Annotated in this window: 16 protein-coding genes; 8 read left to right on the forward strand and 8 right to left on the reverse strand. The window is 72.8% G+C overall.

Annotated features, from left to right (window positions below):
- Positions 1–99: 99 nt before the first annotated feature.
- Complete coding sequence (locus tag AB0I91_RS26015; RefSeq protein ID WP_499616594.1) at positions 100–1,815, forward strand: AfsR/SARP family transcriptional regulator; 1,716 nt, start codon at positions 100–102, stop codon at positions 1,813–1,815.
- Here AB0I91_RS26015 and AB0I91_RS26020 read toward each other — a convergent pair.
- Positions 1,802–2,821 (reverse strand): DUF2891 domain-containing protein, encoded by a 1,020-nt coding sequence (locus tag AB0I91_RS26020; protein WP_499639268.1) that lies wholly within the window; start codon positions 2,819–2,821, stop codon positions 1,802–1,804. The genes AB0I91_RS26015 and AB0I91_RS26020 overlap by 14 nt on opposite strands.
- A 64-nt stretch (positions 2,822–2,885) precedes the next feature.
- On the opposite strand from AB0I91_RS26020, the gene AB0I91_RS26025 reads away from it, so the two are divergent.
- Entirely contained in the window at positions 2,886–4,274 is a 1,389-nt protein-coding gene (locus tag AB0I91_RS26025; RefSeq protein WP_498773693.1) for a class II 3-deoxy-7-phosphoheptulonate synthase, read from the forward strand.
- Between the two features lie 240 nt (positions 4,275–4,514).
- Here AB0I91_RS26025 and AB0I91_RS26030 read toward each other — a convergent pair whose 3' ends face one another.
- Entirely contained in the window at positions 4,515–6,572 is a 2,058-nt protein-coding gene (locus AB0I91_RS26030) for a Stk1 family PASTA domain-containing Ser/Thr kinase (protein WP_498773695.1), read from the reverse strand.
- A gap of 185 nt (positions 6,573–6,757) precedes the next feature.
- Here AB0I91_RS26030 and AB0I91_RS26035 point away from each other — a divergent pair, with 185 nt between their 5' ends.
- Positions 6,758–7,123: an Rv2175c family DNA-binding protein gene (locus AB0I91_RS26035; RefSeq protein WP_498773697.1), complete on the forward strand. Its 366-nt coding sequence runs from the start codon at positions 6,758–6,760 to the stop codon at positions 7,121–7,123.
- A 77-nt stretch (positions 7,124–7,200) separates the two neighbouring features.
- On the opposite strand, the gene AB0I91_RS26040 is transcribed toward AB0I91_RS26035, so the two are convergent.
- The 3 genes from AB0I91_RS26040 to AB0I91_RS26050 all read right to left on the reverse strand — a co-directional run bounded on the left by AB0I91_RS26040 (position 7,201) and on the right by AB0I91_RS26050 (position 10,791).
- Entirely contained in the window at positions 7,201–8,088 is an 888-nt protein-coding gene (locus tag AB0I91_RS26040) for a phytoene/squalene synthase family protein (RefSeq protein WP_499639270.1), read from the reverse strand.
- 139 nt (positions 8,089–8,227) lie between these two features.
- Entirely contained in the window at positions 8,228–9,721 is a 1,494-nt protein-coding gene (gene crtI, locus AB0I91_RS26045; RefSeq protein ID WP_499615442.1) for a phytoene desaturase family protein, read from the reverse strand.
- A 2-nt stretch (positions 9,722–9,723) separates the two neighbouring features.
- Positions 9,724–10,791 (reverse strand): polyprenyl synthetase family protein, encoded by a 1,068-nt coding sequence (locus AB0I91_RS26050; RefSeq protein ID WP_498773703.1) that lies wholly within the window; start codon positions 10,789–10,791, stop codon positions 9,724–9,726.
- 105 nt (positions 10,792–10,896) lie between these two features.
- On the opposite strand from AB0I91_RS26050, the gene AB0I91_RS26055 reads away from it, so the two are divergent.
- Positions 10,897–11,784, forward strand: coding sequence for a methylenetetrahydrofolate reductase (locus tag AB0I91_RS26055; RefSeq protein WP_498773705.1), 888 nt, complete (start codon positions 10,897–10,899; stop codon positions 11,782–11,784).
- A gap of 291 nt (positions 11,785–12,075) precedes the next feature.
- Here the strand turns inward: AB0I91_RS26055 and AB0I91_RS26060 are convergent, their stop codons facing one another.
- The gene (locus AB0I91_RS26060) at positions 12,076–12,726 is read right to left on the reverse strand and encodes a DUF3153 domain-containing protein (protein WP_499639272.1); all 651 of its coding nucleotides are present in this window, start codon (positions 12,724–12,726) and stop codon (positions 12,076–12,078) included.
- Positions 12,727–12,831: 105 nt separating this feature from the next.
- Here AB0I91_RS26060 and AB0I91_RS26065 point away from each other — a divergent pair, with 105 nt between their 5' ends.
- Both AB0I91_RS26065 and AB0I91_RS26070 read left to right on the forward strand, forming a co-directional pair.
- A complete protein-coding gene (locus AB0I91_RS26065) occupies positions 12,832–14,511 on the forward strand; it encodes a DUF885 domain-containing protein (RefSeq protein ID WP_498773709.1) in 1,680 nt (559 codons plus the stop codon).
- Between the two features lie 83 nt (positions 14,512–14,594).
- Positions 14,595–15,221: a CHAP domain-containing protein gene (locus AB0I91_RS26070; protein ID WP_499615449.1), complete on the forward strand. Its 627-nt coding sequence runs from the start codon at positions 14,595–14,597 to the stop codon at positions 15,219–15,221.
- Positions 15,222–15,597: 376 nt separating this feature from the next.
- Here AB0I91_RS26070 and AB0I91_RS26075 read toward each other — a convergent pair whose 3' ends face one another.
- Both AB0I91_RS26075 and AB0I91_RS26080 read right to left on the reverse strand, forming a co-directional pair.
- Complete coding sequence (locus AB0I91_RS26075; protein ID WP_498773713.1) at positions 15,598–16,158, reverse strand: GNAT family N-acetyltransferase; 561 nt, start codon at positions 16,156–16,158, stop codon at positions 15,598–15,600.
- Positions 16,155–16,655 (reverse strand): YbaK/EbsC family protein, encoded by a 501-nt coding sequence (locus AB0I91_RS26080; RefSeq protein WP_499639274.1) that lies wholly within the window; start codon positions 16,653–16,655, stop codon positions 16,155–16,157. The genes AB0I91_RS26075 and AB0I91_RS26080 overlap by 4 nt, the downstream gene beginning before the upstream one ends.
- 182 nt (positions 16,656–16,837) lie before the next feature.
- Between AB0I91_RS26080 and AB0I91_RS26085 the strand changes: the two genes are divergently transcribed.
- Both AB0I91_RS26085 and AB0I91_RS26090 read left to right on the forward strand, forming a co-directional pair.
- Positions 16,838–17,251, forward strand: a complete 414-nt coding sequence (locus AB0I91_RS26085; RefSeq protein WP_499639275.1) for an SAV_6107 family HEPN domain-containing protein — start codon at positions 16,838–16,840, stop codon at positions 17,249–17,251.
- Complete coding sequence (locus AB0I91_RS26090; protein ID WP_498773719.1) at positions 17,248–18,012, forward strand: maleylpyruvate isomerase family mycothiol-dependent enzyme; 765 nt, start codon at positions 17,248–17,250, stop codon at positions 18,010–18,012. The genes AB0I91_RS26085 and AB0I91_RS26090 overlap by 4 nt, the downstream gene beginning before the upstream one ends.
- Positions 18,013–18,069: the final 57 nt, after the last annotated feature.

The raw sequence follows: 18,069 nt of genomic DNA on the forward strand, positions 1-18,069 counted from the left end.
GGTCCTCCAGACTCGGAGTGGATCGGGACACGCTAGGCGTCGCGGCGTTCCCAAACCGTTCCCACGGCGGTCCCGCCGGGCCGGACGTAGGGTGCCGCCATGCCGTCCACCTGCCAGGTGCGCGTGCTGGGCAGGTTCGCCGTCACCGTCGACGGCAGGCCCGTCCCCGGTGACGTGTGGCGCAACCGGCGCGCGGCCGACGTGGTGAAGCTGCTGGCCGTGGCGCCCGACCACCGGCTGCACCGCGAGCAGGTGATGGACCGGCTGTGGCCCGACCTGCCGGCCGACGCGGCCGGGGCGAACCTGCGCAAGGCGGTGTACTACGCGCGGCGCGCGCTGGGACGTGCCGACGCCGTCCGCTGCGAGGGACGGCTGCTGACGTTGTGGCCCGGTGGTGTCGTGGACGTGGACCTCGACCGGTTCGAACGGGCCGCCGACGCCGCGCTGGCCTCGGGGGACGCCGGCCGGTGCGCGCTCGTCGCCGCCGAGTACCACGGCGGCCTGCTCGTCGACGACCGCTACGAGGGCTGGGTCGCGGAGCCGCACGAGAAGGTCGAGGGCCGGTACGTCGCGCTGCTGAGGGCCGCCGGCGCCTGGGAACGGCTGCTCGAGCTGGACGAGACCGACGAGCAGGCGCACCGCGCGGTGATGCGCCGCCACCTGGCCGCCGGTCGCCGCGGTGAGGCGTTGCGCCAGTTCGACCGGCTGCGCCGCACGCTGCGCGAGCGGATCGGGGTCGGGCCGGACGCGGAGACCGTCGCGCTGTACGAGTCGGCGCTCACCCTGGACGCCGCCGAGCCGCCGTCACCCGCGCAGCGCGCGGCGGTCGCGCTGGCCAACGGCCTGGTGGCGTTCGGGAGACGTCACCTCGCCGAAGCCGAACGGCTCGCCAGGCAGGCGCGGGTGCTGGCGCTGGACGCCGACCTCGGGCACGAGCTGGGCGAGGCCTCGACCCTGCTGGCCCTCGTCGCGCACGCCCGCGGCACGTGGCACCGGCTGTTCCGGGAGGAGTTCGCCGACGCGGTGCGGCAGCCGCCCCGTCCCGAGGTCTACGACGCGCACCTGTGCTTGCAGGAGTTCTACCTGTACGGGCCGGAGGGGCACGACGGCGCGGAGTCGTTCGGCCGCGACCTGCTCGCCATCGCGTCACGGGCGGGTTCCGCGGGAGGCAAGGCGCTGGCGCACCTGCTGCTGGGCGAGTTCGCGCTGCTGTCCGGGCGCCTCGACGACGCGGTGGCCGCGCTGGGCGAGTCCCTGGCCGAGGCCGAGCGCGCGGGCTGCGTGTCCGCCCAGTGCCTCGCGCTGGAACGGCGGGCCGAGGCCGAGGCCCGGCGCGGCGACCGCGCGGCGGCCCGCGCCGACCTCGACCGGGCACTGCCGCTGGCCCGCTCGTCACGCATACCGTCGCACCTGGTCATCCGGGTGCACGGGGTCCGCGTGCTCGCCGCGGGCACCCTCGGCGGCGCGCTCGGTGCGATCCGCGAGGCGGAGCGGTGGCTCGGCGAGGCGCCGCACGTGTGCGACCCGTGCTCGATCGGCTTCCGGATCGCGGCGGCCACGGCGTGCGCGAACGCGGGCAGCCCGAGCCGGGCCGGGCCGCACCTGGCCGAGGCGGAGCGGATCAGCGGCCTCTGGCAGGGCGGCCCGTGGACGGCGGCGCTGTGGGAGGTGCGCGCCGAGCTCCGGCGCGCCCAAGGGCACCGCACGCAGGCGTCGGCGTTGTTCCTGGAGGCGGCCGAGCGGTTCGCGGCGATGCGCCGACCGCTGGAAGAGCGCCGGTGCCGGGACGCCGCCGCGTCCCTCAGCGATCCGTGAACGCGCCGACGTCCAGGTAGGCGGCGAACGTGCCCAGCCAGTGCTCGGCGTAGTAGCCGTGCCCGAACACCAGCCGCAGGCCGGTCTCCCGGTGCGCCTCGGCCGCCGTGCGGGCCAGGTCGGCGTACCGGTGCTCCGGCAGCAGCGCGTCGGCGACGGCCCGCCACTGCCACGCCCGCGACAGCGCCAGCCCGACCAGGTGCGAGCCGTACGGGTCACCGGGGTCGTCCACGGGCACGGGCTCGCGCAGCACCTTCCAGCGCGAGTCCTCCAGGTGCGGCAGGAACGCCTCGAACCACGCGGTGAACCCGTCGGCCGGCAGCACCCGCCGCATCAGGTCCGCCTCGGTCAGCGCGGGCGAGAGGAAGTCGGCCGCGTCCGGCTCGAACCCGCCGTACCCGACGTCCTCGCGGTGCCACCGCAACGCCGCCTCCGCGCACGCCGAGGCCAGCTCCTCGTCACCGACCGCGCGTGCCGCGTCCAGCACGAGCCCGGTCGCGAACGCCGTGTTGCCGTGCGTGCCGGTCCGCACGGGCAGCCGCGCGTTGGCCACTTTGGCGAGATACCGGTCACGCAGCACCTCGCTCAACGGCCGCAGCGCCGTCGCCAGCGGCGAGCCCCAGGTGCGGAGTTCGGCGTCGAGCACGAGCAGCCACGCCCACCCGTAGGGGCGCTCCCAGAACCCGCCGCTCGGCCCGTCGAAGAACGCCGCCTCGACCTCCGCGTGCTCCAGCGTGATCAACGAGTCCAGCACCCGACGGGCCTGTGCCGCACCCTCGACCTCGGGCCGCAACCGCAGCAGGCGGACCGCCAACCAGGTCTGATGCACGCACGAGTTCCAGTCGAACGAACCGGCGAAGATCGGGTGCAGCACCCGCTGGGGCACAAGGTCGCCGTCGCCGCTCACCACGTGCGACCAGTGCGTCGGGTAGTCCCGCTGGAGGTTCTCCACCGCGGTCGCCAGCAGCCTCGCCGCCGTGTTGTCATCCGATCGGGTGTCCGACATGGTCCACATAATGCACAGGTCGGACCCGCGTCCGTCTCTCGATGTGGACAGCTATCTTTAACGTGTGAACTGGACCGTGGACGTGCCCGTGGACACGCTTCCCGAGCTTCCGCCCCTCCCGCCCGAGCTGCGCGACCGGCTCGACGACGCCCTGGGCCGCCCCGCCGCCCAGCAACCGGAGTGGCCGGACGCCGAGCAGGTGCGCCGGGTGCGCGCCGTGCTGGAGAGCGTGCCGCCGATCACCGTGCCGGCCGAGATCGACCGGCTGCGCGACAACCTGGCCGAGGTCGCCCGCGGCGAGGCGTTCCTGCTGCAGGGCGGCGACTGCGCGGAGACGTTCGCGGACAACACCGAGCCGCACATCCGCGCGAACGTCCGGACCCTGCTCCAGATGGCCGTCGTGCTCACCTACGGGGCGAGCCTGCCGGTGGTGAAGATCGGTCGCATCGCGGGCCAGTACGCCAAGCCGCGCTCGTCGGGCATCGACGCGCTCGGCCTGCCGTCCTACCGCGGTGACATCGTGAACTCGCTGGTCGCCACGCCCGAGGCGCGCGTGCCGGACCCGTCCCGGATGATCCGCGCCTACGCCAACGCGGGCGCGGCGATGAACCTGCTGCGCGCCATGACCACCGCGGGCATGGCCGACCTGCACCGGCTGCACGACTGGAACAAGGACTTCGTCCGCCAGTCGCCCGCCGGCGAGCGGTACGAGGCGCTGGCCGGCGAGATCGACCGCGGCCTGCGGTTCATGTCGGCGTGCGGCGTGAACGACTCGTCGCTGCACACCACCGAGATCTTCGCCTCGCACGAGGCGCTGCTGCTGGACTACGAGCGGGCGCTGCTGCGCCTGGACACCAACGGCGAGCAGCCCAGGCTGTACGACCTGTCGTCGCACTTCCTGTGGATCGGCGAGCGGACCAGGCAGCTGGACGGCGCGCACATCGCGTTCGCCGAGCTGCTGTCCAACCCGATCGGGTTGAAGATCGGCCCGACGACCACGCCGGAGATGGCCGTCGAGTACGTCGAGCGGCTCGACCCGCACAACCAGCCCGGCCGGCTGACCCTGATCAGCCGCATGGGCAACGGCAAGGTGCGCGACGTGCTCGGCCCGATCGTCGAGAAGGTCACCGCCTCCGGCCACCAGGTCATCTGGCAGTGCGACCCGATGCACGGCAACACGCACGAGGCGTCCACCGGCTACAAGACCCGGCACTTCGACCGGATCGTCGACGAGGTGCAGGGCTTCTTCGAGGTGCACCGGCGCCTGGGCACCCACCCCGGCGGCATCCACATCGAGCTGACCGGCGAGGACGTCACCGAGTGCCTCGGCGGCGCGCAGGAGATCTCCGACCTGGACCTGGCCGGCCGCTACGAGACCGCCTGCGACCCGCGGCTGAACACGCAGCAGTCGCTGGAGCTGGCCTTCCTGGTCGCCGAAATGCTGCGGAGTTGAATTGCCGCTGCTCCGCAGACGGCGGCTCGGTCGCCTGGAAGTCGACCGCTCGCGCCTCGTTTTCCGACGATCGAAAAGCGTGATCGCCGGAAAAGGAGGCGCGAACGATCGACGCGACCTCGCGTGGTGGTCGAGTCCGCCGACGGGACAGCGCAGACCATGAAACGCCCGGTGGCCCCCGACTCCACGAGTCGGGGGCCACCGGGCGCTCAGGGGTCGCGACGCCGGAGGCGGCGCAGCCTACACAGCGATGATCGTGACCTTCGTGTCCTTCGGGACGCGCTCACCGGCCCGCACCGACTGGTTGACCACGCGTGCCCGGTCCCGGTCGTTGAACTGGACGTCGACCTTCAGGCCCGCCTCTTCCAGGATCTTCTTCGCTTCCTTGACCGACTTGCCCTCGACCTGGGGCACGGTCACCGAGTCCGCGGACACCACCACGGTCACCCGCCGGTTGCCCGGTGGCAGGTTCGTGCCCGCCGGCGGGTCGGTGCGGATCACCTTGCCGCCGTCGACCTTGTCGGAGAACTCCGTCGGGCCTTCGACCGGCTCGAACCCGGCCGCGCTCAGCTCGGCGAACGCCTCGTCCTTGGTCTTGCCCGTGACGCTCGGCACCGGCTTGGGCTCCGAGCCCTTGCTCAGCACGATCGTCACCGTCGAGCCGATCGGCACCGGCGTGCCCGGCGCCGGCTTCAACGTCACGACCTTGCCCTTGGGCACGCGGTCGCTGAACTCGTCCTCGGCGGGGTTGAGCTGCGCTTTCAGCCCGACCGACGTGATCTCCCGCTCGGCCGCGGCGACCTCGACGCCCCCGTTGACCTGCGGCACCACCGGCTTGCCCGCGGACACCACGAGCCGCACCAGGTCGCCCTGGTTGGCCTTCGTCCCGGCGGGCGGGTCGGTGCTGATCACCTGCCCGCTCGGCACGGTGTCGCTGTTCTCCCGGCGCACCGTCTTCTTCAGCGACGCCTCGTCCAGCAGCGCGGTGGCGACGGTCTCGTCCTGGCCGACCAGGTCCGGCACGGTCGCGACCCGGCCGATGGCCAGCCACCAGATCGTGACGCCGATCAGGATCGCGGCCACCACGACGACGCTGAGCCACGTGATGAACTGCCGCTTGCCGCGCGCCCGCATCTCCTCGTAGAGCTGCTCGGGCGTCTTCTTCTTCGGCGGTCTCTTGGGCCGCGGGCGGGCCGGGGGAGTCGGGCCGGCCGGCTTGGGCTCGGGCGGCGCGAGCAGCTCGGCCCGGGAGATCGCCCTGGTGCCCTGCGGACCGCTCGCCGGCGGCACGAGCGGGTTCGGCCGGTGCACCGGCACGGTCGGCTCGGCGAACGGCGCGCCCACGCCCACCCGCACCGGTTCCACCCGCAACGTCTGCTCGGCCGTGCTCACCGGCGCCGGCACGTGCTCGGTGGCCTCGTCCGCGACCGCCGCCGCGACGGGCACCGGCACGTCCACGGCGGCGATGCCGAGCTTCGCCCGCGCGGTCTCCACCTCGGACAGGAACGACTCGGCGTCCGCGGGCCGCAGGAAGGGCTCCTTGCGGGTCGCCCGGCGCACCAGCTCCGCCACCTCGGCGGGCACGTCCGGCACCGGCGGCACCTCGTCGTTCACGTGCCGGTAGGCCACCGAGATGGCGTTGTCGCCCACGTACGGCGGCGCGCCGGTCAACATCTCGTACAGCAGCACGCCCGCCGAGTACACGTCGCTGCGCGCGTCCGTGGTGCCCGTGGTGACCTGTTCGGGTGACAGGTAGGCGACTGTGCCCAGGATCATGGTGTCGCTGGTCACGCCCGCCGTCGACACCGCGCGCACGAGGCCGAAATCGGCGACCTTCACCGTGCCGCCGGGCCCGATCAGCACGTTCTCCGGCTTCACGTCCCGGTGCACGAGGTCCGCGCGGTGGGCGGCGGCCAGCGGCGAGAGGATCTTCTCGATGACGGTGAGCGCCAGCGGCACGTCCAGCTTGCCGCGCGCGGTGAGCAGGTCGCGCAGCGTGCCGCCGTCGACCAGCTCCATGACCAGGTAGACCCGGTCCTCGTCCACGCCCTGGTCGTGCACCTGCACCACGCCGGGGTGGTGCAACTTCGCCGCGGACCGCGCCTCGCGCTCGAACCTCGCCACGAACTGCGGGTCGGCGGAGAACCGGGGATCCATGACCTTGATGGCCACGGTCCGCTCCAAGCGCGTGTCCACACCTCGGTAGACGGTGGACATGCCGCCCCGCGCGACCAGGGCGCCTACCCGGTAGCGCTGTTCGAGCAGCCCGCCGATCACGTTCGTCGCCGACCTTTCCACAGCCGTGGATCGTACGGTGGGTGGTGCCGACCGAGTGCTGTGCGCTGGAGCATCCCACGCGCGCTTGTGGGATCCGTGTCAAAGTCGGGTGAAACAGGGGGTAGCCGCAACCCGACCCGCGGGTGTACCGCCACCACCCGGTTGGCGCAGGGCGTCGTTCACGTCGTTGTGGCATCGTGACGCACGTGAGTGCGATTCCTGCCGCTGCGGATGTGCTGGCTCCCGACCTGGAGGTCCTGCCCCTCCCCGAGGTCGCCGAGCGTCTTGACCTGCCCATCAACCGAGTCCACCAGTTGCTGCGCGACGGTCAGCTGATCGCCGAGCGGCGCAACGGCGTCCTCGTCGTCCCCGCGCAGTTCCTCGCCGCCGGAGGCGTGGTGAAGGGCCTGCCCGGCACCATCACGGTGCTGCGGGACTCCGGCTTCTCCCCGGAGGAGATCCTCCGGTGGCTGTTCACCGAGGACGAGACCCTGCCCGGCACGCCCGTCGAGGCGTTGCGCGGCGACCGCGGCCGTGAGGTGAAGCGGCGGGCACAGGCCTTGGCCTTCTGACGAGCACCGCACCACCCCCCAGACGACCGTCCGCGTCCGGGCGGCTGCCCAGCCGCCCGGACGCCGTGCCCCCCGGCCTAGCGCCCGGTGGCCCTGGCCACCAGCGCCCGCGCGAACCCGGGCACGGCCACCGCCAGCCGCCGCGGGGTCGGCACCACCACCCGCCGGTCCAGCACCTGGTAGTCGGCCGCCGCGATCTCGTCCAGGATCTCCCGGTACAGCGTGAGCGCGGTCCGCACGCACGGCCGCGACACGGGCCGCAGCATCGGCACACCCGCCTCGGCCTCCCGGTACTCGGCCAGCGTGCGCGCGACCAGGTGCCCCGTCACCCGCCGCACCCGCTGGTCGGCCTTCCCGGTCCGCCGGCACCACACCAGCAGCTCCCGGTCGACGCCGTACGCCGTCAGCACGTCCTGCGGCAGGTACAGCCGGCCCCGGTCGAGGTCCTCGCCGACGTCGCGCAGGAAGTTCGTCAGCTGGAACGCGCGGCCCAGCGCGGCGGCGGACGGCTCGGCCTCCGCGCGCGGCACGACCGTCCCGAACACCGGCAGCAGCTGCAGCCCGATCACCGCCGCCGAGCCGTGCACGTAGCGCTCCAGCGCCGGGAAGTCCGGGTAGGACGTGACGGTCAGGTCCATCCGCATGGACGTCAGGAACGCGGTGAACAGCCCGGGGTCGATCGAGTAGCGGCGCACGGTGTCCACCAGCGCGGCGAGCACCGGGTGGCCGGTCCGACGTCCCGCCAGCTCGTCGGCCAACTGGGCGTCCAGCAGCGCGAGGTCACCGGCCGGGTCGGCCGAGTCGCCGCTGTCCACGATCTCGTCGGCCCACCGGGCGAAGCCGTACAGGGCGTGCACGGCGGGCCGCTGCGCGGGCGTGAGCAGGCGGGTGGCGAGGAAGAACGTGCGGCCGTGCCGGGCGTTCAGCTCGCGGCAGCGGGCGTACGCCGCGGCCAGGTCGGTCACCGCCGGTCCGCCGCCCGGGTAGCCGACGACCGCACCGGCTCGACAAGTGCGGCGCTCGATCGGGGGAGGGACGTGGTCGCGGCCATCGCGCCGACATCGTCGCACAACGCCAGACGTGACGGCCTCGTCACCCGCGCGCTCAGCGCCGGGTCTGCGCCCGCCTCGCCGCCGCGGGGCGCCGCGACCTCGCCCCCGTCGTCCCCGTGATCCGCTGGGCGGCCAGCTTGCCGGAGATCAGCACCGGCGGCACGCCCACGCCCGGCGTGGTGCCGCAGCCGGCCAGCACCGCGTTGTCCAGGACCAGGTTGCGCGGCCGGAACGGCCCGGTCTGCGCGAACGTGTGCGCGGCCGAGAACGGGGTGCCCGCGGCCAGGCCCATCGCGGCCCAGTCCGCCGGCGTGACCAGGTGCTCGACCTCGATCGCGTCACCGAACCCGGTGAGCCCGCGCGCCTCCAGCACGCCGACCAGCTCGTCTCGGTAGGCCGGGCCGACGCGGTCCCAGTCGACCGGGCCGACGCGCAGGTTCGGCGCGGGCGCCAGCACGAACATCCCCTGCCCGGGCGGCGCCGTGACCAGCAACGACGGGTCGCTCATCAACGTGCCGCGGCGGGTCAGCTCGTCGAACGTCCGGTCCCACTCGCGGCCGAAGAACAGCGTGTGGTGCGCCAGCTCCGGCCACGTCCGGTCCACGCCCGCGTGCAGCACGACCGCCGACGGCGACCACGTGATCGGCACGGGACGGCGCGGCCGGTGGCCGAGCAGGCGGTACGCCATGGGCAGGTCCGGCGTGAGCACGACCGCGTCGCACGGGATGCGCTCGCCGTGCGTGGTGCGCACCGCGGTGACCCGGCCGCCGATGCGCTCCAGCCACGCCACGGGCGTCTGGAACCGCAGGTCCGCGCCCGCGTCCCGGGCCGCCGCCGCCAACGCGTCCGGCAACGCCCGCATCCCGCCCTCGGGGTAGTGCACGCCCGCGATGGTGTCCATGTACGCGATGACGGCGTACGCGGCGAGGGCCTTGCGCGGCGGCACGCCCGCGTACAGCGACTGGAACGAGAACACCCGCTGCAACCGCTCGTCGTGCAGGAACCGCGCCACCGACGGCCCGAGCCTGCCGAACCCGCGCAGCGCGGCCAGCCTCGCCAACTGGGGCGTGAGCAGGGACAGCGGCGAGTCGAAGTTCGCGCCGATGAACTGCTCGCGCTCCACCCGGTACAGCTCGGTCAGCCAGCGGCGCAGCGCCCGGTACCCCGCGGCCTCGCGGGGACCGGCGAACCGGCGCACCTCGGCCTCCATCGCCTCGCCGTCGGAGTGCACGTCCAGCGTGCTGCCGTCGGCGAAGCGGGCCCGGTAGGCGGGGTGCACGGGCCGCAGGTCCAGCCGGTCGGCGAGCGAGTCGCCGACCGCGTCGAGCGCCTCGTCCACCAGCTCCGGCATGGTCAGCACGGTCGGCCCGGTGTCGAACCGGTAGCCGCCCAGGTCCAGCCGACCGGCCCGACCGCCGGGCACGGCGTCGCGCTCGACCACGGTGACCCGGCGACCGGCGCCGAGCAGGTGCAGCGCGGCGGACAGCCCCGCCAGCCCCGCGCCGACCACGACGACGTGGTCCGTGCGGCCGGTGACCGTGCGCATCGTCAGGAGGTCCGCTTCGTGGCGCTGATCGCCAGCTCCGCCAGCCGCTCACCCGCCGGTTCGGCGATCGGCGCCCGGTCGAGCGCCCGCAGAGCCGACTCGGTCAGCTCGGCGATCCGCTCCTCGACCGCGTCCACCGCGCCGACCTCGCGCAGCCGCGCGCGCACCTCGTCCACCGTGGCCACGTCCAGGTCGGGCTTGCCCAGCGCCTCGTGCAGCACGTCCGCGCCGAACTCCATGCCCAGCGCGACCAGCAGCGTCCGCTTGCCCTCGCGCAGGTCGTCGCCCGCGGGCTTGCCGGTGACCGTCGGGTCGCCGAACACGCCGAGCAGGTCGTCGCGCAGCTGGAACGCCACGCCGATGTCCGTGCCGAACGAGCGCAGGCCGTCCACCAGCTCCGGTGACGCCCCGCCGATCGCCGCGCCCATGTGCAGCGGCCGTTCCACGGTGTAGGCGGCGGTCTTGAGCCGGTCGATGCGCAGCGCCGCGGCCGGCGAGCTGTCGCCGCGCGCCTGCGTGAGCACGTCGAGGTACTGGCCGGCCAGCATCTCGGTGCGCATGTCCCGCCACGGCAGGCTCAGCCGCTGCAACGCGTCGGTCGGCAGGCCGGCGGCGAACAGCATGTCGTCCGCCCAGGCCAGCGCCACGTCCCCGATCAGCACGGACGCGGCCAGCCCGAACCGCTCCGGCTCGCCGAGCCAGCCCTCGTCGCGGTGCCTGCGGGCGAACCGGACGTGCACGGTCGGCATGCCGCGGCGGGTCTCGGAGGCGTCCATCAGGTCGTCGTGCACCAGCGCGCAGGCCTGGATCAGCTCCAGCGAGCTGACCGCCGTGAGCACGGCGTCGGCCAGCTCGCCCTCCGGGTCGCCACCCGCGGCGCGCCAACCCCACCAGGCGAACGTGGGCCGGATCCGCTTGCCGCCGCCGAGGACGAAGTCGGCCAGCGCGTCGACCGCGCTCGTGAAGTTCTCCTCCATGCGCGCACCCAGTGCCCGGCGGTCGGCCAGGTAAGCGGCCAACGCTTCGTCGACGTGCTTGGGCAGTTCGAGGTCCAACGGGTGGGGCGGCACCCGTCTATGGTCACCTCTGCGACTTCGGGGTGCCCAACCGGGGGGCTCGTCCCATCCAGTGACAGCCTGCTTCCACGCCTCGGGCGAACCTCTAGGCTGTGCGGCATGACGTCGGTGGTCGAACGCCTGCACCGGGGATCCCCCGTGTTCTCCGTCGAGTTCTTCCCCCCGCGCGACGAGTCCGAGGAGACCATCCTCTGGCGGGCGATCCGCGAGCTGGAGGCGTTCGACCCGGCTTTCGTGTCCATCACCTACGGCGCGGGCGGCTCGCAGCGCGACCGGACGATCCGCACCACCAGCCGGGTGGCGCAGGAGACGACCCTGCTGCCGATGGCCCACCTCACGCTGGTCGACCACTCGGTGGCCGAGCTGCGCAACGTCATCGGCTGGTACGCGGCCGTCGGCGTGCGCAACATCCTCGCCGTGCGCGGCGACCCCCCTGGCGACCCGAACGGCGAGTGGGTGGCGCACCCGGAGGGCCTGACCTACGCCGAGGAGCTCGTCCGGCTGTGCCGTGAGCTGGGCGACTTCTGCGTCGGCGTGGCGGCGTCGCCGTACGGCCACCCCCGGTCGACGGACCTCGACTCCGACACCGAGTACCTGGTGCGCAAGCTGCGCGCCGGCGCCGACTTCGCCATCGCGCAGCTGTTCTTCGAGCCCGAGGACTTCCTGCGCCTGCGCGACCGCGTCGCCGCGCGCGGCTGCGACACCGTGCTGATCCCCGGCATCATGCCGCTGACGACGCCTCGGACCCTGGCCAAGACGGTGGAGCTGTCGGGCGCGTCCGTCCCGGACTCGGTGGCGCGCCGCCTCGACCCGTACGCCGACGACCCGGCGGGCTTCCGCGCGGCGGGCATCGACCTGGTGACCGAGGTGGGGGAGCGGCTGATCGCCGAGGGCGTGCCGTGCCTGCACTTCTACACCTTCAACCGGTCGAAGGCGACCAGGGAGATCGTCGGCCGCCTGGGCCTTGTCCCGGCCCGCGCTCTGTAGAATTGCGCCGCCTCCGGCGTCGCGGGCGAGGTCGCCGGGAAGTCGACCGTTCGCGCCCTGATTCTCCGACGATCGAAAAGCGTGATCGCCGGAGAATGAGGACGCGAACGATCGACGCGACCTCGCGGGGGTGTGAACGATGACGGCCCCAGGCGACGTCGGGGCGTAACCGAAGACCGGATCCCGACCCCCGACCTTGGCCTCAGGCGACCTGACGGGCCCGGCGCGTCGGAACGGACTTGACCGGTCTCAGTCGATCTGGCGGGCAGGCGTCGGAACCGAATCAGTGTTTCAGGCGACTTGGTGGCGGCGGTGGGCGACGATCGCGAGGATCACCACGATGAGCGCGGCCCCGCCGGTCAGCCCGGCCACCAGCATGGTCCAGCCGAGGTACGACACCGAGTTCGCGCCCGCGTAGCGCACCGTGGCGCTCAACATCGACGCTTGGCCGGGCTTCGGGGACCACGCGATGGTCGCGTTGTCCTCCTCCTGCCCGTTCGTGTCGATGATTTCACCCGGAAAGCTGATCTTCACCTGGATGTCGGCGCGCTCCGGCGGCACCTGCGTCAAGTCGACCGACCCCGACAGCGTCACCAGGTCGCCGGAGCGCCGGAACGTCAGCTGGTAGCGGCTCGACGAGGCGCTCGTCGCCACCGACAGCGCCCGCACCTCGTCGAACGACAGCCCGTTGAACGACAGCTGCGTGCCGGCGTAGTCGTCCACCTTGTACGGCTTGGTGCTGACCCGGCTGGCCAGCTCGTTCGGCACCTTCAACTGCGGGCCGGGGTCGTTGTCCTTGGTCGGTGGGGTGGCGGCGGTGATCTCGCCGGACACGCGGTCGTCGGTGGACAACGCCATGGCGGCGTGCAGCCGGACGCACCCCGTCAGCGCGAACAGCGCGAGGAGGAGAACCGGCAGGAGGAGCGCGGAGGCCCTGGGCACCAGGCCATCCTGCCGGCCACGGTCAAAAGTTGACCGACTACACCCGATCGTGAGCGTGGCTAATTACCTGTTGGAGGGACACGGGCCGGAGGTAACGTGCGGCTCATGGCAACCTCCTCCGCCGGCGTGCACGGCATCAGCAACCAGTTCGTAGCCGATTACGCGGCCGCGGACCCGTTGACCGCGACGTTCATCGGCAAGCCCGGCCACGACGACCGGCTCACCGACTACTCGCCGGAGGGGCACGCCGCCCGCAAGGAGCTGTCGCAGAAGGCGCTCGCCGCGATCACCGCCGCCGAGCCCGCCGACAAGTCGGAGGCCGACGCGAAGGCCGTGTTCCTGGAGCGGGTCGGCCTCGACGTCGAGCTGCACGAGGCCGGCCAGATGGAGGGCCACCTCAACGTCATCGCGAGCCCGGTGCAGTCGCTGCGCGAGGTGTTCGACCAGATGCCCACCGAGACCGCCGACGACTGGGCCGTGATCGCCAAGCGGCTCACCGCCCTGCCGGACGCGGTGGCGAACCTGCGCGCGGGTCTCGCCTACGCCGCCGACAAGGGCCACGTCTCGGCGTTGCGGCAGGTCAGCAAGGTCGCCGAGCAGTGCGACACCTGGGCGGGTCGCGCCGGCGGCAAGTCGTTCTTCGCCAACCTGATCGCCGACGCCCCCGTGGACGGCGCGCTGCGCACCGAGCTCGAAGCGGGCGCCAGGGCCGCCGCGGAGTCCTACGGCGACCTGGCCGCGTTCCTGCGCGACGACCTCGCGCCCAAGGCGCCGAAGAAGGACGCCGTCGGCGAGGAGGTCTACCGGCTCCAGTCCCGCTACTTCACCGGGTCCCGCCTCGACCTGGCCGAGGCCTACGAGTGGGGCTGGGAGGAGTTCACCCGCCTCGAGACCGAGATGAAGCAGGTCGCGAACCGGATCAAGCCGGGCGCCACCCTCGCCGAGGCCGCCGCCGCGCTGGACGCCGACTCCCGCTACCTGGTGCACGGCAAGGACGGCCTGCGCTCGTGGATGCAGGAGCTGTCGGACAAGGCGTTGCAGGACGTGCGGGGCGTGCACTTCGACCTGCCGGACGAGCTGATGAAGCTGGAGTGCCGCATCGCGCCGCCCGGCGGTGGCGTCGGCGCGTACTACAGCGGCCCCACGCCGGACTTCTCCCGTCCCGGCCGCATGTGGTGGTCCGTGCCGGACGACAAGGAGACCTTCTCCACCTGGCGCGAGGTCACGACCGTCTACCACGAGGGCGTGCCCGGCCACCACCTCCAGGTCGCCACGGCCGTCTACCAGGCGGGCAAGCTGAACGAGTTCCAGAGCCTCATGTGCTGGGTGTCGGGCCACGGCGAGGGCTGGGCGCTGTACGCGGAGCGGCTGATGCGCGAGCTCGGCTACCTCGGGGACGACGGCGACCTGCTCGGCATGCTCGACGCGCACCTGTTCCGCGCGGCCCGCGTGATCATCGACATCGGCATGCACCTGGAGCTGGAGATCCCCAAGGGCACCGGCTTCCACGAGGGCGAGCGGTGGACCCCGGACCTCGGTCTGGAGTTCATGCTGACCCGCACCATCACCGACCCGGCGCACGTGCACGACGAGATCGACCGCTACCTGGGCTGGCCGGGCCAGGCCCCGTCCTACAAGCTGGGTGAGCGGCTGTGGCTGGCGGCCCGCGACGACGCCCGCGCCCGGCACGGTGACGCGTTCGACCTCAAGGCGTTCCACCGGCAGGCCTTGGAGATGGGGGCCATGGGGTTGGACACTCTTCGTGAACGGCTCACGGAACTCTGACCCGACCCGGTGACCTCGGTTTCACGCCGAGGTCACCGGATCAGGTGTTTGATGTTGTGGGCGAACGACCGTAGGGGGACCTGATGACCGGACGTGCGATGCGTGCCGCACTCGGCGTGGTACTGGCCGGCGCGTTGCTGGTCGCCGGGTCACCAGCCCTCGGTCAAGCCCAACCGCTGGGCGACCAGGCCGAGTGGCGCGTCCGGCAGGACATCGTCGACAACGCCCTGCGCCAGGTCGGCCAACGCGAGGGCAACGGCAACTACTACCCGCCGCAGTACCAGGTGGCGGGCCAGGGCGTGCTGCGCCCGGCCGAGTGGTGCGGCGTCTTCGTGAACTGGGCCTGGACCACCGCCGGCGTGCCGGACCGGCCGTCGATGCGCCCCGCACCCGGCGCCTCCGTCCTGGACCAGGGCCACTGGGCGACCTACTGGCAGAAGTGGGGCAAGGCCACCGGCCGCTGGAAGGACATCTCCGAGCGCGACGTGGCACCCGGCGACGCCGTCGTCTACGGCAACTACCCGGACATGCACGCCCACGTGGGCGTCGTCGTAGAGGTCAAGTACGACCGGACGGGCCGCAAGGCCACCCACGTCCGCACCGTCGAGGGCAACTTCGGCGAACGGGTCGTCTACTCGAAGCTGCGCAAGATCGAAGGCCTGAACGCCGGCAAGTACCTCCAAGCCTCCGGCTTCGTCTCCCCCTTCTAACTCCCGCCCCAACCCCCGCCCTAAATCCCGCTCAACCCCCCGCGCCCTACCCCGACCCTCACCTCGTGCACTGACACGCCCTTGCCCACACCCTTCCCCAAAGGAAGGGCTTCGTGTCATCCCGCCGACCTGGCTCCGCCCTACCGCGCGTGTCAAGGGGGCCTGTTCACCGATACCTCGCGGCATTCACCTATACCTGCCCCCTTGATACGTGTGGTAGCCCGTAGGGAGGTCGGTGGGATGACACGAAACCCGCACCACAACGGACCCGGCGCAGAACCACCCAAAGAGCCGTCATCCTGTTGATCTGCCCGTCCGGCGAGGACTCTTTCAATCTTTTGATCTTCTAACCCACCACCCAGGGCTCCCCCCACCCTCACCCGAGCGGCAAAACCCTCCCCAACACCGCAAACGGCCTCGGATCGCCGGTGAACTGGTAGTGCCGCAGCACGTCCACGAACCCCACCCGCCGGTACAACCGCCACGCCTTGCTGGGCCCCTCCGGCGTGGACAACAGCACCCGCGAGCTGGGCACACCCTCCACCAGGTTCCGCAGCAACTGCTCGCCGACCCCGCGCCCCTGCGCCCGCGGCAGCACGTGCAGCTCGGTCAGCTCGAAGTAGTCGTGCATCCACTCCTCGACCGCCCTCGGCCCGGACACCATCGTCAACCCGTGCCGCACCTGCTCGTGCCACCACTGGCCGACCGAACCCCGGTACCCGTACCCGATCCCGATCAGCTCGTCCTGCTCGCCCAGCGCCACCACGCACCGCCACCCGTCGCGCAGCATGTGCGCCAACCACATGGGTGCGCGCTGCTCGGCCGTGCCGGGCGGGTACTCCATCGCGCTGACGTAGAGCGCGAGCGCCTCGTCCAGCCGGGAGCTCAACTCCCGCGCGGACAGCGCGACGACCCGCTGGGACGGCGCGGCGGTCACTGCGCGACCTCCGCGGATGTGCCGCCGGTCAGGTCGAGCAGGCCCGCGTACGTCGTGGGGTACACCGCGTGGGGGTGCCCGGCCGCTGCCCACACCACCTCGTACTGCTCCAACGCGACGTCCACGAACGTCGTGATCGGCGCCGGGTGCCCCACGGGGGAGACGCCGCCGATCACCTGCCCCGTGTGCTCGCGCACGAACGCGGGCGTGGCCCGTTCGATCGCGTCCGCGCCCGCCAGCACGGCGAGCTTCACGGTGTCCGCGCGGTGCGCGCCGGAGGTGAGCACGAGCAACGGCGTGGCGACCCCGTCGCGGACCGCGGCGAAGATCAGGCTGTTGGCGATCGCGCCGACCGGCACGCCCACCGCCTCGGCCGCCGCGGCGGCGGTGCGGACGGCGTCGGCCAACACGCGGATCCCGTTCGCCGCATCATGATGGCCCGCCTCGGACAGTGCGGCGGCCACCTTGCGGATGCCGGGGTGGTCGAGTGCGCTCACCTGTTCATAAGACCACGGGCGGTCGGCTTGAGGAGTTCCGGGCCGGCAGGATAGTCTGGTCCTGCTCGAACGTTTGTTCGAGCAATGCCTTGGTGGTGGGGCGGGGGAAGCGCCCCACCACCAAGTGCCGCCGTCTCCCCGCGGCGGTCGTCGCTGTCCCGACGCCGCGAGGAGGCCGCGAGATGACTCAGACCTTCCCCCGCCGCATTCCCCTCCCGCTACCACCGGCGTCGGCGGTGACCCTGCTCGGACAGGCCCGCGAGTGCCTGACCGAGGCCGAACGGGACCCGAACCCGCCCGCCCGCTTCGCCACGGCCTACCTGGCCGCGATGCGGGCGGCGGCGGCCGTGCTGGCGGCCAGGGGCCGACCCCACCGGGGCCGGGCCAAGCCGACCAGCGTGTGGGTCCTGCTGCCCTCCCTCGCGCCGGAGCTGCGCGAGTGGGCCGCGTTCTTCGCCGAGTGCTCGGCGACGCGCGCGGCCGTGCTGGCGGGCATCACCAGGCAGGTCACCCAGCGCGCAGCCGACGACCTGGTGCGCCAAGCGGCGCAGTTCACCGAGTTGGTCGACGAGATCATGTACGAGGACGGACTGTGAGCAGGGGACTGGTCGCCTACGACCGCCTGATCGACGTAGTGGAGGCCGAAGCCGAGCGCCTGGCGGCGTCGGCCGAGGGACAGCGCCCGGAACGCCAGGTGCCCGCGTGCCCCGGGCTCAACCTCGGGGAGACCGCGCGACACGTGGGCAGCACGTACCGGATGGTGGCGACGTGGCTGAGGGAAGGCAGCCAACCCCTGGTGTGGCAACAGGACCCGGAGCCGGGGCAGCCGTTGCCGGAGTACGTGCGGGCGGGCGTGCGGCCGCTGGTGCGGGCGTTGCGGCCGCACGAGCCGGACGACCCGTGCGAGACGTGGTGGCCCGCCGAGCGCAACCACAACTTCTGGGCACGGCGGCTGGCGCACGAGTCGACCGTGCACCGGATGGACGTGCAGGCGGCGGCCGGGTTGCCGATCGACCCGGTGGACGACGACGTGGCCGAGGACGGCGTGGACGAGATCCTCACGCTCTGGCTGGGGCACCGGCTCGACATCCTCGGCGTGCGCGGCACGCGCGAGGGGACGGTGGCGATCCGCACGGGCGACAAGGTGTGGCTGGCCACCACCGGCCCCGACCCGGCGGTGGCCCGGCTCGTCACCGACGGGGAGGTCTCGTCGGCGAACGGCGAGGTGACCGGGACCCCCATGCAGGTGTACCGCTGGCTGTGGGGCCGGATCCCGGACCGCGACCTGCCCCCGACGACCGGCGACCACGACGCGATCGCGCAGCTGTGGGCCTTGTTGAGGCTGGCGACCAAGTAACCGGCTGGACGTGCGTCCGCCGCCGCAGAGAGCGGTACCGGCGGCGGACGCGCTCAC

Origin of the sequence: Actinosynnema sp. NPDC049800 (genome assembly GCF_040656635.1) — a bacterium.
GTDB lineage: Bacteria > Actinomycetota > Actinomycetes > Mycobacteriales > Pseudonocardiaceae > Actinosynnema.

Excerpts from the sequence above, each read along its gene's own strand:
- AB0I91_RS26015 (WP_499616594.1), top strand. The coding sequence starts at position 100 with ATGCCGTCCACCTGCCAGGTGCGCGTGCTGGGCAGGTTCGCCGTCACC.
- AB0I91_RS26020 (WP_499639268.1), bottom strand. The coding sequence starts at position 2,821 with ATGTCGGACACCCGATCGGATGACAACACGGCGGCGAGGCTGCTGGCG.
- crtI (WP_499615442.1), bottom strand. The coding sequence starts at position 9,721 with ATGCGCACGGTCACCGGCCGCACGGACCACGTCGTCGTGGTCGGCGCG.
- AB0I91_RS26055 (WP_498773705.1), top strand. The coding sequence starts at position 10,897 with ATGACGTCGGTGGTCGAACGCCTGCACCGGGGATCCCCCGTGTTCTCC.
- AB0I91_RS26065 (WP_498773709.1), top strand. The coding sequence starts at position 12,832 with ATGGCAACCTCCTCCGCCGGCGTGCACGGCATCAGCAACCAGTTCGTA.
- AB0I91_RS26070 (WP_499615449.1), top strand. The coding sequence starts at position 14,595 with ATGACCGGACGTGCGATGCGTGCCGCACTCGGCGTGGTACTGGCCGGC.
- AB0I91_RS26085 (WP_499639275.1), top strand. The coding sequence starts at position 16,838 with ATGACTCAGACCTTCCCCCGCCGCATTCCCCTCCCGCTACCACCGGCG.